This window comes from Streptomyces sp. NPDC051963 (assembly GCF_044593495.1).
In the GTDB taxonomy this organism is placed as follows: Bacteria; Actinomycetota; Actinomycetes; order Streptomycetales; family Streptomycetaceae; genus Streptomyces.
This window is the reverse complement of record NZ_JBIUCC010000005.1, coordinates 249,288-272,856: the sequence shown is the minus strand read 5'-3', so window position 1 is coordinate 272,856 and position 23,569 is coordinate 249,288. Positions and strand designations below refer to the sequence as shown.

Here is a 23,569-nt window from a genome sequence, read left to right as displayed (position 1 = left end):
GCGGCCGGTGCGGTCGCGCACCCGGCCGCCAGGCCGTTGCCTGAAGGGGTGCCCACACGTCTGCGGAACGGCCTGTCGGCCGCCCTCATCGCCCTAGCCTGTCTCCTCGCGCCCTTCGGCACGCTGGCGGCCTGGGCGTACGGGCTCGCCGACACCGGCCGGTACGTCACCACGATGGCGCCGCTCGCCGCCGACCCGGCCGTGCGGGAGGCGGTCGCGGACAGCGTGGGAACCGGACTCATGCAGCAGATCCCCGAACTCGACGCCGGCCCGCTGCGCGCCACGGTCGCGCCCTTCGTGCATGACGCGGTGCGCTCCTTCACCCGCACCGAGGCGTTCCGCACGGCGTGGGACTCGGGCAACCGGGCCCTCCACGACGCCGTGCTGCACGCGCTCCACCAGGACGACCTGCGGCCCGTCACCGTCGACCTCGCGCCCGTCACCGCCCAGGTCAAGCGTCAACTCACCGATGACCACATGCCGTTGGCGCAGCGCATCCCGGTCGAGCACACTGCGGTCGCCGTGCTCCCGGCCCGCGAACTGGCCCACTTCCGGAAGGGGTTCCACGTGCTCGAAGTCGCCGGCTTCTGGCTGCCCTTGACGGCCGCCGCCCTCGCCGTCGCCGGGATCGCGGTGGCCGCCTGCCGTCGTCGCGCGGTCACCGCGACCGCCCTCGGTACGGCGCTCGGCGGCGCGTTCCTCTGCCTCGCCCTCGCGATCGGCCGCCGGCTCACCCTCGCCGACCTGCCCGAAGAGGTCCACCGCCAGGCCGCCGGCGCCGTCTACGACGCCCTCACGGCCACCTTGCGCACGGTCTCCCTGCTCCTGGTCGCCCTGGGTCTGACCGTCGCTCTCACCTGCTGGCTCACCGGCCTGCTGCTGCGACGCCGGCGAGCGTCCGCAGCGCCCGCTCCAGATCCGCAAAGGCAGCCGACGCGAGCCCGAGCCTGACCGCGTCCGGCGTCCGCGCGGGGTCCACGGCGAACGCGGGCCCCGGCGTGAGGGCGATCCCGTGTTCGGCCGCGGCGGCCGTGAAGGTGTCGGCACGCCAGGGTGCGGGCAACTCCCACCAGGCGTAGTAGGCGTGCGGATCGGACCGTACGGTGAACCCGTCGAGGTGCCGGGCGACGAGCCGCTGTCTGCGGGCCGCGTCCTCGCGCTTCGCCGCCACCAGCCGCGCCACCGTGCCGTCCCCGCACCACCGCACGGCCGCCTCCAGCGCGAACCGCCCCGCACTCCACCCACCCGACCGGATGGCGGCGGCGACCGCCTCCACCCGCTGCGGCGGTACGACGAGAAAGCCGACGGTGAGTCCGGGCGCGACCCGCTTGGAGAGGCCGTCGACGACGTAGGTGAGGTCGGGGGCGTGGGAGGCGAACGGCTCGGCATCGCTGAGGAAGGACCAGATGCGGTCCTCCACCACGGAAATGCCCAAGTCGGTGACCACACCGGCGAGTTCGCGCCGCCGCGGCTCGTCCGTCGTCACCGACGTCGGGTTGTGCAGCGTCGGCTGGAGATAGAGGGCGGACAGCCTTGCGGTGCGATGGGCGGCGGCGATCGACTCGGGGAGCGGGCCGCGCTCGTCCGCGGCCAGCGGGACCAGGGTGACGCCCAGCCGGGCCGCGACCTCCTTGACCAGGGGATACGTCAACGGCTCGACACCGACGCGGCCCCCCGGCCGGACCAGGGAGGCGAGGGCGGCGGCAATCGCCTGACGGGCGTTGCCCGTGAAGAGCAGCCGGTCAGGGTCGGGGTGCCAGTCCGCGGTGGCGAGCAGCGCGGCCGCCGCCTCCCGGGCGGGCACCGTGCCGACGGCGGCCGCCGGGCGCAGGGCCTCCGTCAGGACGTCGGAACGCAGCAGCGGGGCCAGGGCGGGGGCGAGCAGCTCCGACTGGCCGGGCGCGGACGGGTAGTTGAGCTCCAGATCGACCGGCGCACCGGTCGCCGCCTCGACGAGGGCGCGGCCGTACGACCTGACCGGCGCCGCCCGCACGAACGTCCCACGGCCGACCTCCCCCACGACCAGTCCCCGGCGCACGAGTTCGCCGTACACCCGCCCGGCCGTCGATCCGGCGATCCCGCGACGGCGGGCGAACACGCGCTGCGGGGGCAGCCGTTCGCCGGGGCGGAGCCGGCCGGCCGCGATGTCGTCGGCCACGCGGTCGGCGAGGTGCCGGTAGTCGTCCATGCGGGCCTCCCAGAATTGCACCGAGGGCAAAGATCTTATTGCACCGAGGAGTTGAGCGGACCTAGGGTCGTCCCCATGGCACCCTTCCTCGCATACGAGGACAAAGGAGCGGATAACTCCGTGCTCCCCCTCGTCCTCGTCCACGGCCATCCCTTCGACCGCACGATGTGGACCCCGCAGATCGAGCGGTTCTCGTCGGACCGCCGCGTCCTCGCCCCCGACCTGCGCGGCTACGGCGCCTCCCCGGTGATCCCCGGCCTCACCTCCCTGTCCGACTTCGCCCGCGACATCGAGGCGCTGCTGGACGAGCTGAAGGTGCGGGAGTTCGTCCTGGCCGGTCTGTCGATGGGCGGCCAGATCGCGATGGAGTGCTGCCGCCTCTTCCCCGAGCGCATCCGGGGTCTGGTCCTCGCGGACACCTTCCCGGCGGCGGAGACGGCAGAGGGCAAGGTGCTCCGCAACGAGATGGCGGACCGGCTGCCGGCCGAGGGGATGGGCGGGTACGCCGACGAGGTGCTGGAGAAGATGGTCGCGCCGTACGCCTCGCCGGAGGTCAAGGCCCATGTCCACCGCATGATGACGGCCACGCCCCCGGAGGGCGCCGCAGCCGCCCTGCGCGGCCGTGCCGAACGCCCCGACTACCGCACCCTGCTGACCCGGGTCACCGTCCCCGCCCTCGTGGTGGTCGGCGCCGACGACGAGTACACGCCGGTCAGGGACGCGGAGGAGATGCACGCGGCGCTTGCGGACTCGACGCTCAGGGTCGTGGAGGGGGCGGCCCATATGCCGAATCTCGAACGCCCGGCGGAATTCAACGACGCGTTGCAGGAGTTCCTGGTGCGCGTGGATGGGGCCTCGTAGTCTCGGCGCAATGACACTCCAGCCGGTCGTCGAGGCTCCCGCCGCTCGTCCACGGCCTCGGGCGAGGGCGGGCTTCGGCGTCTGGGCGGCCGCCCTGCTGTTCGCCGGCGTCAGCGTCGTCGTGGGCTGCCGGCTCGCCGACACCGACGGCATCACGCCCGTCCCGCAGTTCCTCGCCTTTCTGCCCTGGCTGCTCGTGCCCACGGGCCTCGGTCTGCTGTGCACGCTGCTCGCGCGCTGGTGGGTCGGGGCCGTCTGGGGCGTGGTGCTGCTGGGTCTGCTGGCGTGGTTCATCGAGCCGTACGGCAAGAGCGCCCAGCCCACCGGGCCCGCCCTCGCCTCGTTCCGCGTGCTCACCTCGAACGTCGAGTTCGGGCAGGCCACCGACGCCCTCGTCGAGGCCGTCCGCCGCGAGAAGCCGGACATCGTGTTCGTGGCGGAGTGCGAGTTCACCTGCGACACGACGCTCAAGCGGGAACTCGGCACCGACTATCCGCACCGCGAGGCCGTGGTGGCCGGCGGCTCCGAAGGGTCGGTCATCGTCAGCCGGTTCCCGCTCAAGGGCACCGACGGCGTCCTCGGCACCCTGGCGATGCCCGGGGCCGTCGCCGACGTGCGCGGGCACTCCGTACGGCTCCAGCTCGCGCACCCCATGCCGCCGCTGCCCGGACAGACGGACGTCTGGCGCCGGGAACTGGGCGCCCTGCGTGACTACGCGAGCGCCGGCAAAGGGACCCCCACCGTCCTGGCCGGCGACTTCAACGCCTCCCAGGACCACGCCGCCTTCCGCCGCATCCTGGACGCCGGTCTGCGCGACGCGGCCCGGCTCACCGGCGAGGACCGCACACCCAGCTGGCCGACCCGGACGACCCCGACGTTCGGCACGCAGATCGACCACGTGCTGCTGTCCCCGGACTTCTCCGCACGCACGGCCCGTTTCCTGGACCTGGCCGACACCGACCACCGGTCGCTGCTGGTCGATCTCACGCTCCACCAGCGGGGATGAGGGCAGGACGAGGATGTCGGCGGTGAACATAATGAGCGCATGCCCCGAGAGTTCCCCATCGGCCTGACTCCTCCCGACTGGCTGGTCCGGAACCTCCGGTCCGAACAGGCCCCCGTCAACCGGGCCGCCGTCGCCCGCGCCGCCATCGCGATGACGCTGCCCCTGGCGATCGGTCTCGCCACGGACCGGCCCGGCTACGGCGCCCTCGCCTCCATCGGCGCCCTGTTCGGCGTCATCAGCGACACCGCGGACGCCTATCGCATGCGGATCCTCAACATCGCGATCCCGCAGCTCTTCGGCGCCGTCGGCATGACCCTCGGCTCGCTCGTGTACGGCCACGGCTGGGTCGCCGTCGCCGTCGTCACCGGCGTCGCGCTCGTCTCCGGGATGATCTCGACGATCGGCGCGGTCGCCTCCGTGTCGGGACTGCTGCTGCTCCTCAACTCCCTGATCGGCGCGGGCCTGCCGATGCCGGGCGCGTGGTGGCTGGCGCCCCTGCTGGTGTCGGGCGGCGGACTGCTGGTCCTGCTGCTCGCCCTGCTGGCCTGGCCGCTGCGCGGCGGGGTGCCTGAGCGGACGGCGGTCGCGGACACCTACCGGACGGTCGCCGATCTGCTGGCGGTGACCGGTGATCCCGACGGGTACGACGACACCCGCCACACCGTCACCCGGTCGCTGAACCAGTCGTACGACCTCGTCCTCGCCCGGCGCACCCGCCAGGCCGGCCGCAGTACCGAACTCACCCGCCTGCTGGCCCAGTTGAACGCGATCACCCCGGTCGTGGAGGCCGCCCCCGCCGCCCATCTGACCGGAAAGCCGCTGCCGCCCGAGATCCCCTCGGCGGTGCGCCACGTCGCGGCGGCCATCGAGACCGGTTACACGGGTCCGATAGGGCTCGACCTGCCGGTGCCGGTGACCGAGACGGTCCGCGCCGTGAACCACGCCGTGCACCATGCGGCCTCCGTCGTCACCGCCCCGGACATCGACCTGCGCGGCATCGACGACCGCCTGGGCCGCCCGGCCGCCCTCCGCATCCGTGCCGCCCGCGCCACCCGGAACGTGATCCTGTCCGCCAACTCCTGGCGCTACGGACTGCGGCTGGCGCTGTGCATCGGCCTGGCCCAGGTGCTGGTGTCGATCATCCCGGTCCCGCGCTCGTACTGGGTCGCGCTCACCATCACCTTCGTCCTCAAGCCCGACTTCGGATCGGTGTTCTCACGGGCGCTGCTGCGGGCCCTCGGCACGGTCGCCGGTCTCGTCGTCGCGGCCGCGGTGCTCTCACAGGTGCCGCGGGGCTGGTGGGACGTACCGGTGATGCTGCTGCTCGCCCCGCTGATCCCGGCGCTCGCCCCACGCGGCTACGGCTATCAGACCGCCGCCATCACCCCGGTGATCCTCCTGGTGTCCGACGTCCTCAGCCACCAGGGAACGGGACTGCTGGTGCCCCGTCTGGTGGACTCCCTCGTGGGCTGCGCGATCGCGCTGATCGCGGGCTATCTCCTCTGGCCGGAGAGCTGGCACACCCGCGTCGGCGACCGTCTCGCGGACGCGGTCGCGGACACGGCGGCCTACGTGGAGGCCGCGTTCGGCCCGGACACCGACCCGGCCGCCGGCGCCCGCATGCGCCGCCGCCTCTACCGCGACCTGTCCGTCATCCGCACGGAGTTCCAACGCGCCCTGACCGAGCCCCCGCCCATGGGCCGCCGTGCCACAGCCTGGTGGCCACTGGTCGTCGCCGTCGAGCGCATCGTGGACGTGACGACGGCAGCGCGGGTCCGAGTGAAACACGGGGCGGCTCCTCCTTCGGCCGGGGAGGTGAGCCAAGTGGCCCTGCAACTGAAGGAGTTGGCACAGGGTTTGCGCGAGGTCGACATCCTCTACGCGGTCCGCACGGATCTCACGGGCCCGGCGGGAAGCGTCCTGGAGCCCCTACGCCAGGAGGTAGCAGCAGCAAGGGCAATAACGTCCCCACACTGAACCGCACAAGCCGGCGCGGCCGCCCCGTGCAGGGGGGCGACCGCGCCATGTGGGGGGTGGGAACAATCCGGCCCTATCGGGACTTGCTCAGGGCCTTGTCACTCATCGCCGTGTCCAGCGCCGCAGCGAACCCGTTCGCCCACAACTGCTCCACGCGGGCACGCTCATTCGCGTCCGGGTTGGAGTTGGTGCAGGACGTGCCGGGGCCGCCACCCGACATCAGCTCGCTGCACGGGCCTTCGTAGTGGTCGGGCAGACCGAGGACGTGGCCCGTCTCGTGAGCGGTGACACGGGTGGAGTCGTACTCCTGGTTCTGCGCGTAGTCGAGGAAGATGTAGCCGCCGCCGTGTCCGTCGGTGGAGGCGTACGATCCGCGCGGGTCGTTGCCCTCGCGGTAGGTGAAGTCGGCGTTCGAGCCCTGCTGGAGCTGAACGTTGGACACCGAGCCGTTCCATATCTCGGTGCTGCGGGCTATCTGGGCGCTGAACGTCGGCGCGGACGAGGCGTCGTAGACGACGGTGACGGCGGCGGCGCTGTTCGGGTTCGCGGCGCGCTTCTCGGCGACCGACTTGAGGACGGCCTCGAAGAAGGCACGGCTCGCGTCGGTGTCGGCGGACGAGGCGGTGTAGCCGACGGGGGCGGCGGGCGCCGCACTGGCCGGAACCGCCAGACCGAGGCCGACCGTCGCGACACTGAGGCCGAACGTTGCCGCAGCCATGACAGACGTGTGGATTCGCATCGATGACTCCTTGGTGGGGGGTGAGTCGTCATCGGTGAGTCTCGGCGGCTGTGGCGCGGCTGTGATGATGGCAAACGGCGATAGCACCGTCCTATCCCGCGCCCAATTCGCGTAATTCAGCAGCGATTTGTGCGTCTGGTGGAACCCGTGTTCCCGCCATAGTCTCCCTGGGCATGGAGCTCGAGGTGAGACATCTACGCGCGCTCTGCGCCATAGCCGACACCGGCAGTCTGCACCGGGCGGCCCGCCAACTCGGCGTCGCCCAGCCGTCGCTCAGCACCCAGCTGCGCCGCATCGAGCAGGAGCTGGGCGGCATGCTGTTCACCCGGGAACGCAGCGGCTGCCGTCCCACCCCGCTCGGCAGGCTGGTGCTGAGCCGCGCCCGCCCGGTGGTGGCCGATATGCGCTCCCTGGTCGCCGAGGCCCGCGCCGCCGCCACGGGCGGACCGCAGCTGCGCGTCGGCTCCACCGCGAGCGCGGCCCTCGCGGGCTGGCTGCGCAGGCTGCGCGCACGCGGCCAGGAACCCACCCTCCACATGGACGTCTCCCCGAACGCCCTGCTGCGCATGGTCGCCGACGGCCAGCTCGACGTCGCCTTCGTGCACGAGGTCGAGGGCTGTCCGCTGCGCATCCCCGAGCAACTGCGCCTGCGCGTCCTGGTCTCCCGCGAACCGCAGTTCGTGTCCCTGCCCGCCGACCATCCGGCGGCCGCGCAGCCGGTAGTCCGGCTCGCCGAACTGGCCGGTGACCGCTGGATGATCGACCCCACGGTCGACGGCGAATGGGACGCCGTACAGCGCATGTTCCGCACGGCCGGGGTCAACCCCCGTGTCCTGCACGGCGATTACCACACGGCCGCCGCCCTGGTGGCGACCGGCGAGGTCGTCACCGTCTGCCAGCCGACCTGTCTGCCCCGCCCCGAGATGGCGGTACGACGGCTGTACGGCGACCCGCTCGGCGTACGGCTGCTGCTCGCGGCCCGTACCGAGACGGATCTGGACGGTGTGTACCCGGGGCTGGAGGAGGCCTACCGGGAGGCGGCGCGTGAGGCACCGGCGTACCGGGAGTGGCTGGAACGCGACGGTGCGGACCGGTCACCGGTCCCGGCGCTGCCCTGACGCGAGCAGGGTCAACTCCGCGCAGGCGGTGAATCGTTACGTCGTTCTCGTGCGGGTGACCGAAGGCGAGTTCCGGGCCGGGCACAGGCAATGATCAATCATCAATCCTGTTCAACCGCCCTCCCGATAAGGGGATTTCCCATGCGTCGTACCGCTGCCGTCCTGTTCGGAAGCCTCGCCCTCGCCGGCGCCGCGGCCCCGGCCGCCACCGCCGTGCCGGACCCGTCGGCCGCCGTCACCTGCCTCACCGAGGCCCCGGCCGGTGTCACGGCACTCGTCGACCCGGCCGCCCTGCTCGATCCCACCGGCCTCGCGGCTCCGGCCGAGCTCCCGGCCGTGAACTGCGTGACGGCTCCCTGAGCTCCGCCTCCGTGGACACGTATGCGGGCCGTCTCCGTGAGGAGAGCGGCCCGCATACGTATGTGATCAGTCGGCCTCAGACGCCGATGTCACAGCCGTCCTTGCGCCACACCGCCACGACCGCCGGGCGGACGTACTTGCCCGGTCCGTCGGGCCAGAGGCTGGCGGGCTTCTCCACGGTCGCGCCGCTGATCTCGCCCGGGTGCTGCACAGCGACCAGCACGCGCCGGTCCTGTACGAGCGGACCGCAGGTCTCGGCGCCGATCGGCATCGTGGCGAACTGCTTCAGCTCACCGCGCCGGTCACCGCGCGTAGCGACGCCGAACAGACCGTCGTGGTAGCCGAGCTGGGCACCGTCGGTGGAGATCCACAGGTTGCCGTGCGGGTCGAAGGCCACGTTGTCCGGGCAGGAGATCGGGCTGACCTTGTCCTTCGGGAACCCGGCGAAGTAGGTGGCCGGGTCGTTCGGGTCGCCCGCGACGAGGAACAGCGACCAGGCGAACTTGGTGCTGTCGGCGCGGTTCCAGCGCTCGGTCAGCTCCAGAACGTGCCCGTGCTTGTTGGCGTTGCGCGGGTTGGCCTCGTCCACCTTGGCGTTCGTACCGACACCGCGGTTGGTGTTGTTGGTGAGCGCCACGTACACCTTGCCGGTGTGCGGGTTGGGCTCGATGTCCTCGGGCCGGTCCATCTTGGTGGCGCCGACCTTGTCACCGGCGAGCCGCGTGAAGACGAAGACCTCCTCGGCGGTCATGCCGTCGACGTGGCTCTCGGCACCGTCGGCGGTGGCGGTGGCCAGCGGAATCCACACGCCGGAACCGTCGAACTCACCGTCGCCGGGGAGCTTGCCGGTGCCGTCGATCTCGATGGCGGGCGAGTCACCGGTGAGCTTGGCGACGTACAGCGTCCCCTCGTCGAGCAGCGAGAGGTTGTGCTCGCGGGCAGCGCGCGACGAGCCCTTCTTCATCCGCTTGGTGCCGATGAACTTGTAGAAGTAGTCGAAGCGCTCGTCGTCACCGGTGTACACGACCGGACGGCCGTCCTCGGTGAGCCGCACGGTCGCGCCCTCGTGCTTGAAGCGGCCCAGCGCGGTGTGCTTGCGGGGCTTGGAGGTCGGGTCGTACGGGTCGAGCTCGACGACGTAGCCGAAGCGGTGCACCTCGTTCGGCTCCTGGGCGACGTCGAAGCGCTTGTCGAAGAGCTCCCACTTGCGCTCGGAGGCGGCGGTGCCGATGCCGTACCGCTTGTCGGTGTCACGGCTCGCGTTGGCGAAGTACTGGTTGAAGTTCTCTTCGCCGTGCAGCGTGGTGCCCCAGGGGGTGGTGCCGCCGGAGCAGTTGTTCAGGGTGCCGAGCGCCTTGGTGCCGGTCGGGTCGGCCGAGGTCTTCAGCAGGTCCGAACCGGCGGCGGGACCGGCGATCTTGAACTCGGTGGTGGCGGTGACCCGGCGGTTCAGCGGGTGCCGGAGCACGGGCGTGAGCTTGCCGGTCTTACGGTCGCCCTCGACCACGACGGCGGACAGACCGTGGGCGGCCCAGGCGATCTCGACCTGCTCCTTGGTCGGGTTGGCGGCGTCGTAGCCACGGAACATGAGCACCTCGTCGGTGTACTCATGGTTGGCGACGAGGATCTGCCGGTTCCGCTCACCCGGGAGGGGCAGCAGCGCGAGGAAGTCGTTGTTGTACCCGAACTGCATGGCCTGTGCCGCGGCGCTCTGCTTCTCCGGGTCGAAGGCGGGCGCGCCCCGCAGGATGGGCTCGCCCCAGCGGATCACCACGTTCTGGGCGTAGCCCTCCGGGATGGTCACGACGTCGGCGGTGTTCGGCGCGACGGCGGTGAAGCGCAGACCACGCGCACCCTTGGAGGAACCGTGCTTGGAGCTCTGCGCGGCCTGGGTGGCGGCGGCGGCCTCCGGAGCCGCGGCGGTGGTCACCGCGGTGCCCGCGGCGGCGGCCACCGTGACGACGGCGGCGGCCTGCATCACCGAGCGGCGGCTGAGGGCGCCCTGGATGACGTCGCCGACGTATTCGTTGGTGGTGGTGTTGGGCACCTCGTGGAAGCAGGCGTTCCCACACCGGTAGAGACAGGTCATGGCCGACCGGCCACCGGGATGCGAGTCGGACGGCGTTCTGACGAGCGGCAGTGGAATGCGCACTTGGTTCTCCCCTTGCTTCCCCTTGGTACCAGCGTGACGGACGGTAGGCGGATGTTTGTGCGGGAGCAGGGCGGCACGGTGAACGATGGGTGAACTGGAGGTATCCGTAAACCCGTTGCCGTCCGGGAGGATGTTTGACCGATCCGGCCCTTGACTCAAGACATCCCGCCTACCCGGCCCCTCCCCAAGATCACCATCCGGGGCCGCTAACCTTACGTGTCCGTCCTGGCCAGGGATTTACGGGCATCAACTCACGCGAAGGGTTGCGCACATGGGCATTCTCACTCTCCTGCGGAACGCGTTCGGCCGCAGCCGAAAAGCCCGCACGACCGAAGCAGAGGGCGCGACACCTTCGCAGACCCCGGAACCGACGGTCCCGTCCCCGTCCCCCGAACCAAACCCCACCCGTCCCCCCACGGCATCCATCCCGGAGCCCCGCCCCTCCACCCCGGACGACGACGACAACGAACACGAACTCGTCTCGGCAGCCTTCGACAAGGTGACGGTACCGAGGCCGGGGGGTCCGGCGGGGGAGCCGGTTGCGGAGACGCCGGTGGTTGAGGAGCCGGTGGCTGAAGAGCCGGTTGCGGAGACGCCGGTGGCTGAGGAACCGGTGGTCGAGGAGCCGGTGGCTGAAGAGCCGGTTGCGGTGGAGCCGGTGGTCGAGGAGCCGGTGGCTGAAGAGCCGGTGGTCGAGGAGCCGGTTACCGAGACGCCCGAGCCCGCGTCTGCCGCAGCGGACGAACCGCTCGCCGCCGACGGCGAGGACACCCCACAGGGGCCACCCGCACCCGACGACGAAACCGGCACGGGTGGTGCGGGTGGGAACAACCAGGCCGAAGGCGAAGCCGAGGCCGCACCGGAACCGGTCACGGAAGACCCCGCACCCGACGACGAAACCGGCACGGGCGGTGCGGGTGGGAACAACAACCAGGCCGAAGGCCTGGTGCCCACCACCCTGCGGACGGCCTACACCGCGGCAGCGACCACCCTCACCACCCACAACCTCACCACCACCCACGCCAAGATCTACCTCGTCCTGGACCGCTCCGCGTCCATGCGCCCGTACTACAAGGACGGCTCCGCCCAGGCCCTCGGCGACCAGGCCCTCGCCCTCGCCGCCCACCTGGACCCGGACGCCACCGTCCACGTCGTCTTCTTCTCCACCGAACTCGACGGCACCGGCGAACTCACCCTCGCCGACCACGAGACCAAGATCGACGACCTCCACGCCGGCCTCGGCCGCATGGGCCGTACCAGCTACCACGCCGCCGTAGAAGAAATCACCACGCACTACACGAAATCCGGCACCACCCTCCCCGCGCTGGTGATCTTCCAGACCGACGGCGCCCCCGACGCGAAGACCCCCGCCACCCAGTCCCTCACCGAAGCCGCGAAGACCCACCCCGCCCTCTTCTTCTCCTTCGTCGCCTTCGGCGAGCACGACAACAAGGCCTTCGACTACCTCCGCAAACTGAAGACCGAGAACACGGCCTTCTTCCACGCGGGCCCCACCCCGAAGGAACTCACGGACGGCGAGCTCTACGAGGGCGTACTGGCAACCTGGCGCCCGTAGCGACCGGGACAACACCCCGGCACCGGCTCAGGCGCCCCAAGGCGCACCCAGGGGCGCCCGTCACCCCGTAAAACGGGAGGCGGGCGCCCCTTGCCCGTCGGCTACGATTTCAAGGTTCGTAGACGGTCGAAACACCCGAAACCGTCACTCCGTGTAGCGACTTGGGAGCAGCCCGCAATGGCTCGACACCTCATCACCAGCGCCCTTCCGTACATCAACGGGATCAAGCACCTGGGCAACATGGTGGGGTCCATGCTCCCGGCGGACGTCTACTCCCGCTACCTCCGCCAGCGCGGCCACGACGTCCTCTACATCTGCGCGACGGACGAACACGGCACCCCCGCCGAACTGGCCGCGAAGGAAGAGGGCCTCCCGGTCGACGAGTTCTGCGCGCGCGCCCACGACCAGCAGAAGGCGATCTACGACGGCTTCAACCTCGCCTTCGACTACTTCGGCCGCAGCTCCTCCCCGCAGAACCGCGAGATCACCCAGGAGATCGCCCGCGAGCTGAAGGCGAACGGCTTCATCGAGGAGCGGGCGATCCGCCAGGTGTACTCGGTCACGGACGGCCGTTTCCTCCCGGACCGCTACATCATCGGCACCTGTCCGCACTGCGGCTACGACAAGGCCCGCGGCGACCAGTGCGAGAACTGCACCAGGGTCCTGGACCCGACCGACCTGATCGACCCGCGCTCCGCGATCAGCGGCAGCAGCGACCTGGAGATCCGCGAGACCAAGCACCTCTTCCTCCTCCAGTCGGCCCTGGCCGGCGAGGTCGAGGCATGGGTCGACGAGCGCGCCGACAACTGGCCGATCCTGGCGTCCTCCATCGCCCGCAAGTGGCTCACTGAAGGCCTGCACGACCGTGCGATCACCCGCGACCTCGACTGGGGCGTCCCGGTCCCGGCCGACACCTGGCCGGAGCTGGCCGCCGAGGGCAAGGTCTTCTACGTCTGGTTCGACGCGCCGATCGAGTACATCGGCGCGACGAAGGAGTGGGCGGACCAGGATCCGGAGAACCGCGACTGGCGCTCCTGGTGGTGGAAGTCGGACACGGACGTCCACTACACGCAGTTCATGGGCAAGGACAACGTCCCCTTCCACAGCGTGATGTTCCCGGCGACCCTGCTGGGCACCCGCGCGCCGTGGAAGAAGGTCGACGTCATCAAGGCCTTCAACTGGCTCAACTACTACGGCGGCAAGTTCTCCACTTCGCAGCGACGCGGTGTCTTCACCCACGACGCCCTCGAGATCCTGCCCGCCGACTACTGGCGCTACTTCATGATGGCCAACGCCCCGGAGTCGGACGACTCGTCCTTCACCTGGGAGCACTTCACGGCCACGGTGAACAAGGACCTGGCGGACACCCTCGGCAACTTCGTCAACCGAGTCCTCTCCTTCTCCAAGAAGCGCTTCGGCGAGGAGGTCCCGGCGGGCGCGGAGCCCGGCGAGGCGGAGGCCAAGCTCGGCGAGGAGATCGCGCGTCTGCTCACCGAGTACGAGGAGCAGATGGAGGCCATCCAGTTCCGCAAGGCGGCGGCCGCGCTGCGCGCCCTGTGGTCGGCCGGCAACTCCTACCTGGAGGAGAAGGCCCCCTGGCTGGAGATCAAGACCGACAAGGAGGGCGCGGCGCTGACCCTCCGTACGGCGATGAACCTGATCCACCTCTACGCGGTGGTCTCCGAGCCGTTCATCCCGACGACCTCGGCCGCCATGCGCCAGGCGTTCTCCCTGACGGACGACACGGCGACGTGGGTGAGCGCCGACGAGGCGAAGGCCCTGGCCTCGGTCCCCGCCGGCACCCCCTTCACCGTCCCCCCGGTCCTCTTCGCCAAGCTCACGGACGAGGACCTGGAGACGTACAAGGAGCGCTTCGGCGGCGAGTAGGGGAGAGAAAGGGTGATCAACTCGCGGACGAAGAGCGAAAGTTGCCCGAGCGGTCCATCCAGTGCGTGCCCTGCCTGCACAACGCCCACGACACGACCGTATGGTCTGCGCCATGGCAGTACCTGAGGTCATCCCGATCGCCTACGAGCCGCACGGCCGTACAGAGGCCATCGGTCACTACGCGGACGGACAGTTCCTGGGGTCGGTCTCCTGGGCCTTCCCCAAGGGCTTCCGTCTCGACGCCGGCTGGGAAGAGCACAAGCGCCTGTACGCAGCGCTGCACACCTTCGACGCCAAGGGCACCTACCGCGACTCGCAGATCCTGTGCGCGGGCACCTGGGCCGAGCAACAGCGCACCCCGGCAGTCCTGCCCCGGGCCCGCGCCCACCTGGCAACCCTCCTCAGGGCCCTGCCCCGCCGCACCTACACGGACATCGCGATCCGCCCCTTCCAACTCACCGTCGACAACGTCCTGTTCGGCCTGGTGACCGAAGACGACGAAGCCGACCCCTGGGCCGAACTCCACCCCGACCACCTCGGCTTCGGCCCACCGTGGAACGGCACATACGACACCTGAGCGGCGTGAACGTTTCCCCGCCGCTCGAAAGAGTGAACGCATCCCCATCCCCCGACCAGGCAACCCCTTGATCAACCCAGGTTGCGCACATGGTCACATCAGCTCACGAGGGCATGCATCGCATCTTCCAGGAGCGGCCCGAGATCTTGACTCCCGTCTTCGAGGTGCTGGGCATCGCGTTATCCGAGAAGACGACGGTGGACGCGATCGTCTCCGACGCGACGGAGACAAAGCCGTTGGCCCGTCACATCGACACCGCGCTGCGCGTCTGTCCGTCCGACGGTGAGGACTTTCTGCTCGCGGTGGAGGCACAGGAGCGGCGCGACGCGAAGAAGGAGTCGAGCTGGCCGTACTACATCGCGTATCTCCGGTCGAAGTACCGCCTGCCGGTGCTGCTGCTCGTGGTCTGCCGCGACAGAGCCACGACCAAGTGGGCGGCCGGCCCCTTCGACTGTGGAACACGCGGCTGGACCGCCCAGCGGACATACCCGCTGGTCGTCGGACCGGACAACCTCCCGGTGATCACCGACACGAGAACCGCGGCCGAGAAGCCCGCGATGGCCGCGTTCTCAGCCCTCGCGCACGCCAACAGCCGTGACATCGACGCCATACTGGACGCACTGGGCCGTGCCCTCGCGGGAATGAGCTCGAACGCAGCCAACTACTTCTGGCAGTTCCTGGAGACAGGCCTGGGGAAGACTCCAGCCGGAGACAAATGGAGGGACATCATGACGTTCGTCAACTACTTCCCCGGCCGCGGCACAATCCTGGAGAAGGCCTACGTCGAAGGCGAGGCCAAAGGTGAGGCCAAAGGTGAGGCCAAGGGGGTCCTGGCCGTCCTGAAGGCGCGCGAAATCCCCGTCTCCGACGACGTCCGCGAACGCATCACCACCTGCACCGACGTAGACCGCGTCGACGACTGGCTCCACAGGGCCATCACGGTCACACGCGCGGAGGACTTGTTCACCGAGGACCTGGACAACTCCGCGGAGTAGACCCGGTTGAAACGCACGGAACCCCCAGCTCCTCTCCACGCGTCCACTCACCAGGCGATATACATCGCGAAGATCAAACGAGTGGGGGGTTCCATACATGGCACTGTTCGGCAACGCGCACACCGTGGACCCGAGTGCGGCGCAGCAGGACTACGCCCGGCTGCTGGGGCAGAGCGAGCAGGTGCAGGCCGCGTACATGCTGATACGCGACACCATCCTGCTCACCGACCGGCGTCTGATCCTGGTCGACAAGCAGGGCCTCACCGGGAAGAAGGTGGAGTACCACTCCGTCCCGTACCGCAGCATCACCCACTTCGCGGTGGAGACGGCCGGCACCTTCGACCTCGATGCCGAGCTGAAGATCTGGATCTCCGGTTCCGCGACGCCGATCGAGAAGACGTTCACCAAGGGCGTCGACATCTACGAAGTCCAGGCGATCCTCACCCACTTCGTGGCGAAGTGACGTAGGGAAGCAGGAAAGCAGGGAGGGCGCCCGGGACTTCACATCCCGGGCGCCCCCGCTCACACACCGGTGACTACGACGCGGACGCCGAAGCCGACGCTGTAGCCCCCGGCACGGTGTCCGTGCTGTCGTGGGTCTCGTCCGGGGCGACGCCCATCGTGATGGAGCCGGTGACGCCCTTGGCGATGTTCTTCTTGTTGTACTTCAGCTTGAGGAGACCGCCGGTCGTGCCGGACTGGTCGTAGATGGTGTCCTCGGTGAGCGTGGTGCGCTCGGTGGTGGACGTGGAGTACGGCTCGACCTCGGCAGAGGCGAGGACGGACTCCTCGTCGAAGAAGAACTGGCCGGTGTGGCAGGTGTGGCCGCCCTCGTAACCGGCGTCCGTCCAGGTGCCGTCCACATGGACCTTGGTGTGGATGTGGACGCAACGGCCCTGATACCAGCCCGGGAAGACCGTCTTGAAGACGACCTCACCGTGCTTGTCCGTCTTCCACGTGCCGCGCAGATAGCGCTCGTCGTCGGTCGGCTCCTGGTGCCCGCCACCACCGGTGCCGCCGGAGGGTGCGCCGGACGGGGGCTCACCCGTCGGCGTACCGGACGGGGCGTCGGTCGGGGCCGTGCCGCCGCCGCCCGTGGACGACGCCTCGTAGCCGGAGTAGATGCCCAGCGCGTCGCAGTGCCAGATGTCGACGGCCACGTTCTTCAGCGGCTTGCAGTTCTCCGCGTCGATCACCTTGAGACGGAGGGTCAGCGGAATGCCCTCCTTGTCCTCGGTGATGTCCGCACGGAGTTTGTCGGCGTCGATGTAATAAGGGCCCTCCGTGGTTTCCGAGGTGAGCGTGTAACACGCCTCAGCCGATGTGGAACTCGCGGACGCCTTCGTCGCGGCGCCCTTTCCACTCTGGCCGGCGTTGGCGGTCGCGGCCAGGGTGCCGCCGACACCCACGGCGGCCACAGCCGCTCCACCTGCAACAACGACCTTGCGCCGCGTCACGTTCCGCTTGTGCGCCGGCCCTTGGTTCTCGTTTCCCGTCATGGCGAGGACGCTAGGTAAGAGGACTGTCAGAATCGTGGGAAAGGGCTGTGCTTTTTCATGAGAAGGCAAAGGGGCTCGAAATGTACGGCGTTTTCGAGCCCCAATTGAATTAGGTTAGCCTTTCCTTACTCAATTGCCGGTGTCCGTGCTGTCGTGCGTCTCCTCCGGTGCCACGCCCATCGTCAGACGGGCGTGGACGCCACGCGCGATGTGCCGCTTGTCGTAGCGCAGGTGCAGCAGACCGCCCTCGGCCCCGTTGTCCGGGTAGATGGTGTCCTCGTCGAGGGTCGTGCGGGTGGCGGTGTTCGACGAGTACGGCTCGACCTCGGCGGAGGCCAGGACGGACTCCTCGTCGAAGAACAGCTGACCCGTGTGGCAGGTGTGCCCGCCCTCGTAACCGGCGTCCGTCCAGGTGCCGTCCACATGGACCTTGACGTGGATGTGGACGCAACGGCCCCGGTACCAGCCCGGGAAGACCGTCCTGAAGACGACCTCACCGTGCTTGTCCGTCTTCCACGTGCCGCGCAGATAGCGCTCGTCGTCGGTCGGCTCCTGATGGCCGCCCGGACCGCCGGGACCACCGGAAGGGGGCGGGCCGGTGGGAACGTCGGTCGGGGCGCCGGTGGGCGGGGTGCCGCCGCCTCCGTTGCCCATGTCCTCGTAGCCCGAGTAGATGCCGGTCGCCGAGCAGTGCCAGATGTCGACCGCGGCATTGCGCACCGGTCTGCACGTCTCCGCGTCGATCACCTTGAGTGCGAGCACCAGCGGGATGCCCTCCTGGTCCTCGGTGACATCCCGGCGGAGCTTGTCCGCGTCGATGTAGTACGGGCCCTCGGTGGTCTCCGTGGTCAGTAAGTAGCACGCGTCGGTCGCGGCCCCACCGGTGCGCGCGTCGCCCGCGAAGGCGTTCGCTCCGAGGCCGGCGGCGAGGCCCGCTGCCGCGACCGTCGCACCTCCGGCGACGACGACCTTACGGCGCGTCAATTCCCGTTCTGCTGATGCCTGTTGGTTGGTTTCCGTCATGGCCATGAAAAATATGAACGGGACCTGTCAAAGACCTGTGATTCGTGAGGGTCACATGAGAATGGCTCGGAATCGGTGCCGATTCCGAGCCACCCTCGTAGCGCCTAGCTTCTAGCTCCTAGCCACTCTCGTAGCGCCGTAAAGGCGAAAGAGCCCTACTTCGGCTGCGGCTTCCGCACCGACAGATGCAGCTCCTTCAGCCGCGCCTCCTCCAGCTCCGTCGGCGCGCCCATCATCAGGTCCTGGGCGTTGCCGTTGAGCGGGAAGGCGATCGTCTCGCGGATGTTCGGCTCGTCGGCCAGCAGCATCACGATGCGGTCGACGCCCGGCGCGATACCGCCGTGCGGCGGGGCGCCGAAGCGGAACGCGCGCAGCATGCCGGCGAACTTCTCCTCGACGGTCTCGCGGTCGTAGCCGGCGATCTCGAAGGCCTTGAGCATGATCTCGGGCTCGTGGTTCCGGATCGCGCCGGAGGACAGCTCGACGCCGTTGCAGACGATGTCGTACTGCCAGCCCAGGATGTCCAGCGGGTCCTGGGCCTGAAGGGCCTCAAGGCCGCCCTGCGGCATGGAGAACGGGTTGTGCGAGAAGTCGATCGCGCCGGTCTCCTCGTCCTTCTCGTACATCGGGAAGTCGACGATCCAGCAGAACCGGAAGACGCCCTCCTCGAAGTGCCCGGCACGCCTGGCGGCCTCGACCCGCACCGCGCCCATGATCTTCGAGACCTCGTCGAACTCGCCCGCCCCGAAGAACACGGCGTGACCGGCGGCCAGCGACAGGCGCTTGGTCAGCTCGGCGACGTTCTCCTCGGTGAGGAACTTGGCGATCGGGCCGGTCAGCGAGCCGTCCTCGGTCACGCGCACCCAGGCCAGGCCCTTCGCACCCTGCGAGACCGCGAAGTCGCCGAGCTGGTCGAAGAACTTCCGCGGCTGCGCGGAGACGTCCGGCACCGGCAGCGCACGCACGTGCTTGCCCGCGAAGGCCTTGAACTCCGAGCCCTCGAAGATGTCGGTGATGTCGACGAGCTCCAGCTGGGCGCGCAGGTCCGGCTTGTCGGAGCCGTACTTCAGCATCGCCTCGCGGAACGGGATCCGCGGGAAGGGCGAGGTGACATGGCGGCCGCCGCCGAACTCCTCGAACAGCTCGGTCATCAGCTGCTCGATCGGACGGAACACGTCCTCCTGCTCGACGAAGCTCATCTCGACGTCGAGCTGGTAGAACTCGCCCGGCGAGCGGTCCGCACGCGCGTCCTCGTCACGGAAGCAGGGCGCGATCTGGAAGTAGCGGTCGAAGCCGGAGATCATCAGCAGCTGCTTGAACTGCTGGGGGGCCTGCGGCAGCGCGTAGAACTTGCCGGGGTTGAGACGGGAGGGCACGACGAAGTCGCGGGCGCCCTCGGGGGAGGTGGCGGACAGGATCGGCGTCGCCATCTCGTTGAAGCCCAGTGCCGTCATCTTGTGCCGGATCGCCGAGATCACCGACGTACGCAGCAGGATGTTGCGGTGCATGCGCTCGCGGCGCAGGTCCAGGAAGCGGTACTCCAGGCGCCGCTCCTCGTTCACCCCGTCCTCGGTGTTGATCGTGAAGGGGAGCGGGGCGGCCGCGCCGAGCAGCTCGACCTCGGAGACCTCGACCTCGATCTCGCCGGTCGGCAGGTCGGGGTTGATGTTCTCGGTGCCACGCGAGACGACCCGGCCGTCCACGCGGACGGTGGACTCCTTGGAGAGCCTGTCCAGGGCCTCGTACGCGGGCGTGCCCGGTCGGGCGACCAGCTGCGTGATGCCGTAGTGATCACGCAGATCGATGAAGAGGATGCCGCCCAGGTCGCGCCGATTGTGCAGCCAGCCGCTCAGCCGGACGTCGGTGCCGACGTCAGAGGCGCGGAGCTCGCCGCAGGTGTGGGACCTGTACCGATGCATCGTCGTTCATCCAGCCTTCGCAGATCGGGGTCGTTTCACGTGAAACACCCCCAGGGTACCGGCCGCCCGGGACGGCCTTCCCACCGATAACGCCCGTCACCGGAGACCGAACCCGAAGCTCCGCTTCAGTGGCACCTTTCGATCACCTCTCCATACAGTGGGCCAATGCGCACTGGTGAGCCCCTGCCTCCCGTGGGGGAGGTCCTTGCCACCCTCGCGACCGGCGTGTGGCACTGGGACACCGCTACCGGGCAGGTCACGGTGGACGCCGAGGCGGCTCGGCTGCTCGGGCTGCCCGCCGAGCCGACCACCCTCACCGAGGCCCAGACGCGGGCCAGGCTGCACCCGGTCGACTGGAACGAGATCGCCGGCGTGGTCCAGCTCGCCGTCGCCGAGGACACCCTCGCCGAGGTACGGATCCGGATCATGGACGGACAGGGCCGGAACATCCGTACCGTGCGCAGCCGCTCCAAGCCCTCCTACGACCCCGAGAAACGGGCGTTCAAGCTGATCGGCACCCTCCAGGAGGTCACCGAACCGGCGCCGGGCACCCCCGCGGGCCGTCGTGCGGTCACCGGCGACTGGCGGCGCTCCCGGGAGGCGTTTCTGCTGGACGCGGGCCGGGCGCTGGCCGAGGCGCGCTCCACGTCGGAGGTGCTGCGGGTCGCGGCCGCCCTGTCGATGCCGGGGTTCTCACCGGACGGGCTGGCCGTCTTCGGCGTGGAGGCCGACCGGCTGACGATCATCGGCCACCACGGGCACCAGCCGGGCGACGAGGGTCCCTTCACGCATATGGCGCTGGACACCGACTACCCGGCGGCGGAGGTGGTCCGCACCGGCCGGGCCGTCTATCTGTCCACGCCTGAGCAGTACAAGTCCCGCTACCCGGTCACCTGGCCGCTGGCCAAGCACTTCGGCCGTCAGTCGTGGGCGTTCCTGCCGCTGACCGTGGCCGGGCGGACGATGGGCGCCTGGATGGCCGCCTTCACCTACCCGGTCGCGTTCACACCGGACGAGCGGTCCGTGCTGACGACGGTGGCCCGTATGCTCGCGCAGGCCCTGTCCAGGGCCGGTCTCGCCGAGTCGGAACGGGAGCTGACGGACGGCCTCCAGCGCTCGATGCTGCCCACGCTCGGCCCCGAGATACCGGGCATGAGCCTCGCCGCTCGCTATGTGCCGACCGGCGGCGGCCTCCAGGTGGGCGGCGACTGGTACGACATGATCCCGCTGCCCTCCGGCAGGTTCGCGTTCGTCATCGGCGACGTCCAGGGCCACGACGTGCGGGCGGCGGGGCTGATGGGACAGCTCCGGATAGCGCTCAGGGCGTACGCCTCCGAGGGCCACCGCCCGGACGCGGTGCTCTCCCGCGCCTCCCGCTTTCTGCACGGGATCACCTCGGACGACGACGACCTGCGCTTCGCGACCTGTCTGTACGCCGAGGCCGACCCGGTGACCGGGACACTGGACGTCGCCCGCGCCGGGCACCCCGACCCGGCGATCCGCATGGCGGACGGCACGGTACTGACGCGGCCCACGGCGGGCGGCCTGCCCCTGGGCATCGACCCGGACGCCGACTACCCGACGACCCGGTTCACCCTCGAATCCGGCGAGACGATGATGATCTGCACGGACGGTCTGATCGAGACCGGCGGACACGACCTGGAGACCGGCTGGCTGCGGATCCGCACGATCCTCGAGGAACACAAGGGCGACCTGGAGGAACTCGCCGACGCCCTGGTCCAGGCGGTGCACGGCCCCTCCTCCCACCACACCACCGGCCCGCTGGCCGACCGCCGCGAGGACGACATCGCCGTGCTCCTGCTCTGCCGGCAGGGCAAGGGCTGCGGCCGCGAGGACACGTCGGTCGTCGAACGCCATGCGGTACGGCGGACGATGCTCTCGGTGGCCCAGGCGGAGCCCGAGCGGGTCTCCGCCGCCCGTCAGCAGCTCCGCGAACTCCTCCACGACTGGGCCTCCCCCGAGCAGATCGACTCCGCCGTCCTGCTCCTGTCCGAGCTGCTCACCAACGTCCTGGTCCACACCGACGCCGACGCCCTCCTGCTCGCCGAGGTCACCGGCGAGGCCGGCATCCGCCGTCTGCACGTCGAGGTCACCGACACCAGCGACGACCTCCCCCACAAACGCCGCCCCGGCGAACTGGCCTCCTCCGGACGCGGGTTGATGCTCATCGAACTGCTGGCGGACGCCTGGGGCGTGGACCCGCGGGGCGAGGGCAAGAGCATCTGGTACGAGCTGTACGAGGAGGCGGGGTAGGGCCGACGGCCGGCTAGGGCTCCGACGGCTCGGCAGCCCCGTACCGCGTCCGCAGTTCCTGCACGACCCCGAAGGCGGCCGCCGTCAGCGGCACCGCCAGCAGCATGCCGAGGATTCCGGCCACGGACGCGCCCGCGGTGATCGTCACCATCACCAGCGCCGGATGCATCTGCACGGTCCGGCTCTGGATCATCGGCTGGAGGACATGCCCCTCCAGCACCTGCACGGCGATGACGACACCCAGCGCCCACAGCGCGATGACGAACCCGCGGTCGGCCAGCGCGACCAGCACGGCGACGGCACCGGAGAGGAAGGCGCCGAGGTAGGGGATGTAGGCGCCGACGAAGACGAGGGCGCCGAGACCGACCGCGCCCGGAACGTCCAGGACCAGCAGACCGACCGTGATGCAGACGGCGTCGATCAGCGCGATGAAGGTCGTCCCGCGCATGAACCCCTCGACCGCCTCGAAGGCCCGCCGCGCCATGGCGTCCACGGTGTCGGCGGCCCCGCGCGGCACGACGGCGCGCAGCGTGCCGGCGGCCTTGTCGGAGTCCCGCAGAAAGAAGAAGACGAGCAGCAGCGCCAGTACGGCCATGGCGATCGACTCGCCGACCACGCTGACCCCGCTGATGACACCGGACGCGGCGGTCCCGCCGAACTTGGTGAGCAGTTCCTTCGCGTTGGACGCGAGGTCGTCCAGCGAGGTCCCCGCCGCCCCGAAGTGCTCGGTGAGCGACTGAGCCGCCTCCTTCAACGAGGCGAGGATCTCGTCCCCGCTGTCGATGAGCGCGGCGACCACGATGTACACGGCCCCGCCGACGACGGCCACGACCGCGACGCAGGTCACTCCGGCGGCGACGGACCGGTTGACCCCTGCCTTCACCAGCCGCCGGTGCAGCGGCCCGAGCAGCGCGGTGCCGAGCAGCGCCAGCAGCACCGGCACGACGGCCGTACGGAGTTCCGCGCACAGCAGGACCCCGACGTAGACCACCCCGGCGACCAGCAGCACCACCGCACACCAGGCGGCGAGTCGGCGTACCGGGTCGGGGAGCAGCGGTCGTGGCGGTGCCTGCATGCTCCCATCTGGCCATACGTCAGTTCCGGTGTCGCGCAGGCGCAGCCGAACGAGTCAGTCGACTTGGCGTCGCTCCTGCACACCCCGGCTCCAGACAACTCGCGCTGCCCGAGCTCCAACCACCGCGCACAGCAGGGCAGATCACTTTTGGCAATGAGCTGCGACACTCCGTAGCGATCACTTAGCGTTCCCGGTAACAAACAACCCCGGCCGGGTGTTAGCCGCACCCGCCGGGGTCTCACCACAGGATCGAACGGACCGATCTCATGGATACCAGCGACTCTAATGCCGCCCTGCCCACTCCCGCACGCCTCACAGCCACAGACAGGCCGGGAATGGTGAC

The 23,569-nt window shown here is 69.8% G+C and carries 19 protein-coding genes; 12 read left to right on the top strand and 7 right to left on the bottom strand.

What is annotated here, in order from left to right; translation table 11 throughout:
* The first annotated feature begins 48 nt into the window (after positions 1 to 48).
* A complete protein-coding gene (locus ACIHFB_RS21955) occupies positions 49 to 951 on the top strand; it encodes a hypothetical protein (RefSeq protein WP_400127658.1) in 903 nt (300 codons plus the stop codon).
* Here the strand turns inward: ACIHFB_RS21955 and ACIHFB_RS21950 are convergent.
* The gene (locus ACIHFB_RS21950) at positions 866 to 2,188 is read right to left on the bottom strand and encodes a PLP-dependent aminotransferase family protein (RefSeq protein ID WP_400127657.1); all 1,323 of its coding nucleotides are present in this window, start codon (positions 2,186 to 2,188) and stop codon (positions 866 to 868) included. The genes ACIHFB_RS21955 and ACIHFB_RS21950 overlap by 86 nt on opposite strands.
* A gap of 75 nt (positions 2,189 to 2,263) precedes the next feature.
* Here ACIHFB_RS21950 and ACIHFB_RS21945 point away from each other — a divergent pair, with 75 nt between their 5' ends.
* Genes ACIHFB_RS21945 through ACIHFB_RS21935 form a run of 3 tightly spaced genes read left to right on the top strand, consistent with a single transcriptional unit; the run spans position 2,264 to position 6,032 of the window.
* Positions 2,264 to 3,049: an alpha/beta fold hydrolase gene (locus ACIHFB_RS21945; protein ID WP_400127656.1), complete on the top strand. Its 786-nt coding sequence runs from the start codon at positions 2,264 to 2,266 to the stop codon at positions 3,047 to 3,049.
* Positions 3,050 to 3,059: 10 nt separating this feature from the next.
* On the top strand, positions 3,060 to 4,055 hold the full coding sequence (locus ACIHFB_RS21940) for an endonuclease/exonuclease/phosphatase family protein (protein ID WP_400127655.1): 996 nt from the start codon (positions 3,060 to 3,062) through the stop codon (positions 4,053 to 4,055).
* Between the two features lie 39 nt (positions 4,056 to 4,094).
* The gene (locus tag ACIHFB_RS21935) at positions 4,095 to 6,032 is read left to right on the top strand and encodes an FUSC family protein (protein WP_400127654.1); all 1,938 of its coding nucleotides are present in this window, start codon (positions 4,095 to 4,097) and stop codon (positions 6,030 to 6,032) included.
* A 73-nt stretch (positions 6,033 to 6,105) separates the two neighbouring features.
* Here ACIHFB_RS21935 and snpA read toward each other — a convergent pair whose 3' ends face one another.
* Positions 6,106 to 6,771: a snapalysin gene (gene snpA / locus ACIHFB_RS21930; protein WP_365271979.1), complete on the bottom strand. Its 666-nt coding sequence runs from the start codon at positions 6,769 to 6,771 to the stop codon at positions 6,106 to 6,108.
* A 173-nt stretch (positions 6,772 to 6,944) separates the two neighbouring features.
* On the opposite strand from snpA, the gene ACIHFB_RS21925 reads away from it, so the two are divergent.
* Positions 6,945 to 7,889: a LysR family transcriptional regulator gene (locus ACIHFB_RS21925; RefSeq protein WP_365271976.1), complete on the top strand. Its 945-nt coding sequence runs from the start codon at positions 6,945 to 6,947 to the stop codon at positions 7,887 to 7,889.
* 141 nt (positions 7,890 to 8,030) lie between these two features.
* Positions 8,031 to 8,249 (top strand): hypothetical protein, encoded by a 219-nt coding sequence (locus tag ACIHFB_RS21920; RefSeq protein ID WP_400127653.1) that lies wholly within the window; start codon positions 8,031 to 8,033, stop codon positions 8,247 to 8,249.
* Positions 8,250 to 8,325: 76 nt separating this feature from the next.
* On the opposite strand, the gene ACIHFB_RS21915 is transcribed toward ACIHFB_RS21920, so the two are convergent.
* On the bottom strand, positions 8,326 to 10,401 hold the full coding sequence (locus ACIHFB_RS21915) for a PhoX family protein (protein WP_365271970.1): 2,076 nt from the start codon (positions 10,399 to 10,401) through the stop codon (positions 8,326 to 8,328).
* Between the two features lie 271 nt (positions 10,402 to 10,672).
* On the opposite strand from ACIHFB_RS21915, the gene ACIHFB_RS21910 reads away from it, so the two are divergent.
* The 5 genes from ACIHFB_RS21910 (at position 10,673) to ACIHFB_RS21890 (ending at position 15,899) form a co-directional block, all read left to right on the top strand.
* Positions 10,673 to 11,977 carry a VWA domain-containing protein gene (locus ACIHFB_RS21910; protein ID WP_400127652.1) on the top strand — a complete coding sequence of 435 codons (1,305 nt, stop codon included), beginning with the start codon at positions 10,673 to 10,675 and terminating at the stop codon, positions 11,975 to 11,977.
* 177 nt (positions 11,978 to 12,154) lie between these two features.
* Positions 12,155 to 13,864 (top strand): methionine--tRNA ligase, encoded by a 1,710-nt coding sequence (metG, locus tag ACIHFB_RS21905; protein WP_365271965.1) that lies wholly within the window; start codon positions 12,155 to 12,157, stop codon positions 13,862 to 13,864.
* A 112-nt stretch (positions 13,865 to 13,976) separates the two neighbouring features.
* Entirely contained in the window at positions 13,977 to 14,441 is a 465-nt protein-coding gene (locus ACIHFB_RS21900) for a hypothetical protein (RefSeq protein ID WP_365271962.1), read from the top strand.
* Between the two features lie 89 nt (positions 14,442 to 14,530).
* Positions 14,531 to 15,436 (top strand): hypothetical protein, encoded by a 906-nt coding sequence (locus ACIHFB_RS21895; RefSeq protein ID WP_400127651.1) that lies wholly within the window; start codon positions 14,531 to 14,533, stop codon positions 15,434 to 15,436.
* Positions 15,437 to 15,533: 97 nt separating this feature from the next.
* On the top strand, positions 15,534 to 15,899 hold the full coding sequence (locus tag ACIHFB_RS21890; RefSeq protein ID WP_365271956.1) for a PH domain-containing protein: 366 nt from the start codon (positions 15,534 to 15,536) through the stop codon (positions 15,897 to 15,899).
* A 73-nt stretch (positions 15,900 to 15,972) separates the two neighbouring features.
* On the opposite strand, the gene ACIHFB_RS21885 is transcribed toward ACIHFB_RS21890, so the two are convergent.
* The 3 genes from ACIHFB_RS21885 to aspS all read right to left on the bottom strand — a co-directional run bounded on the left by ACIHFB_RS21885 (position 15,973) and on the right by aspS (position 19,877).
* Entirely contained in the window at positions 15,973 to 16,935 is a 963-nt protein-coding gene (locus tag ACIHFB_RS21885) for an intradiol ring-cleavage dioxygenase (RefSeq protein WP_400127650.1), read from the bottom strand.
* A gap of 129 nt (positions 16,936 to 17,064) precedes the next feature.
* Positions 17,065 to 17,958 carry an intradiol ring-cleavage dioxygenase gene (locus ACIHFB_RS21880; protein ID WP_365271951.1) on the bottom strand — a complete coding sequence of 298 codons (894 nt, stop codon included), beginning with the start codon at positions 17,956 to 17,958 and terminating at the stop codon, positions 17,065 to 17,067.
* Positions 17,959 to 18,113: 155 nt separating this feature from the next.
* On the bottom strand, positions 18,114 to 19,877 hold the full coding sequence (gene aspS / locus ACIHFB_RS21875) for an aspartate--tRNA ligase (protein WP_400127649.1): 1,764 nt from the start codon (positions 19,875 to 19,877) through the stop codon (positions 18,114 to 18,116).
* A 165-nt stretch (positions 19,878 to 20,042) separates the two neighbouring features.
* Here aspS and ACIHFB_RS21870 point away from each other — a divergent pair, with 165 nt between their 5' ends.
* Complete coding sequence (locus tag ACIHFB_RS21870; protein ID WP_365271945.1) at positions 20,043 to 22,151, top strand: SpoIIE family protein phosphatase; 2,109 nt, start codon at positions 20,043 to 20,045, stop codon at positions 22,149 to 22,151.
* 13 nt (positions 22,152 to 22,164) lie between these two features.
* Here the strand turns inward: ACIHFB_RS21870 and ACIHFB_RS21865 are convergent, their stop codons facing one another.
* Entirely contained in the window at positions 22,165 to 23,226 is a 1,062-nt protein-coding gene (locus tag ACIHFB_RS21865; protein ID WP_365271942.1) for an AI-2E family transporter, read from the bottom strand.
* Between the last annotated feature and the right edge of the window lie 343 nt (positions 23,227 to 23,569).

Excerpts from the sequence above, each read along its gene's own strand:
- ACIHFB_RS21900 (WP_365271962.1), top strand. The coding sequence starts at position 13,977 with ATGGCAGTACCTGAGGTCATCCCGATCGCCTACGAGCCGCACGGCCGT.
- ACIHFB_RS21920 (WP_400127653.1), top strand. The coding sequence starts at position 8,031 with ATGCGTCGTACCGCTGCCGTCCTGTTCGGAAGCCTCGCCCTCGCCGGC.
- ACIHFB_RS21890 (WP_365271956.1), top strand. The coding sequence starts at position 15,534 with ATGGCACTGTTCGGCAACGCGCACACCGTGGACCCGAGTGCGGCGCAG.
- ACIHFB_RS21925 (WP_365271976.1), top strand. The coding sequence starts at position 6,945 with ATGGAGCTCGAGGTGAGACATCTACGCGCGCTCTGCGCCATAGCCGAC.
- ACIHFB_RS21895 (WP_400127651.1), top strand. The coding sequence starts at position 14,531 with ATGGTCACATCAGCTCACGAGGGCATGCATCGCATCTTCCAGGAGCGG.
- ACIHFB_RS21885 (WP_400127650.1), bottom strand. The coding sequence starts at position 16,935 with ATGACGGGAAACGAGAACCAAGGGCCGGCGCACAAGCGGAACGTGACG.
- ACIHFB_RS21910 (WP_400127652.1), top strand. The coding sequence starts at position 10,673 with ATGGGCATTCTCACTCTCCTGCGGAACGCGTTCGGCCGCAGCCGAAAA.
- ACIHFB_RS21935 (WP_400127654.1), top strand. The coding sequence starts at position 4,095 with ATGCCCCGAGAGTTCCCCATCGGCCTGACTCCTCCCGACTGGCTGGTC.
- aspS (WP_400127649.1), bottom strand. The coding sequence starts at position 19,877 with ATGCATCGGTACAGGTCCCACACCTGCGGCGAGCTCCGCGCCTCTGAC.
- ACIHFB_RS21870 (WP_365271945.1), top strand. The coding sequence starts at position 20,043 with ATGCGCACTGGTGAGCCCCTGCCTCCCGTGGGGGAGGTCCTTGCCACC.
- ACIHFB_RS21945 (WP_400127656.1), top strand. The coding sequence starts at position 2,264 with ATGGCACCCTTCCTCGCATACGAGGACAAAGGAGCGGATAACTCCGTG.
- ACIHFB_RS21880 (WP_365271951.1), bottom strand. The coding sequence starts at position 17,958 with ATGACGGAAACCAACCAACAGGCATCAGCAGAACGGGAATTGACGCGC.
- ACIHFB_RS21950 (WP_400127657.1), bottom strand. The coding sequence starts at position 2,188 with ATGGACGACTACCGGCACCTCGCCGACCGCGTGGCCGACGACATCGCG.
- snpA (WP_365271979.1), bottom strand. The coding sequence starts at position 6,771 with ATGCGAATCCACACGTCTGTCATGGCTGCGGCAACGTTCGGCCTCAGT.
- metG (WP_365271965.1), top strand. The coding sequence starts at position 12,155 with ATGGCTCGACACCTCATCACCAGCGCCCTTCCGTACATCAACGGGATC.
- ACIHFB_RS21865 (WP_365271942.1), bottom strand. The coding sequence starts at position 23,226 with ATGCAGGCACCGCCACGACCGCTGCTCCCCGACCCGGTACGCCGACTC.
- ACIHFB_RS21940 (WP_400127655.1), top strand. The coding sequence starts at position 3,060 with ATGACACTCCAGCCGGTCGTCGAGGCTCCCGCCGCTCGTCCACGGCCT.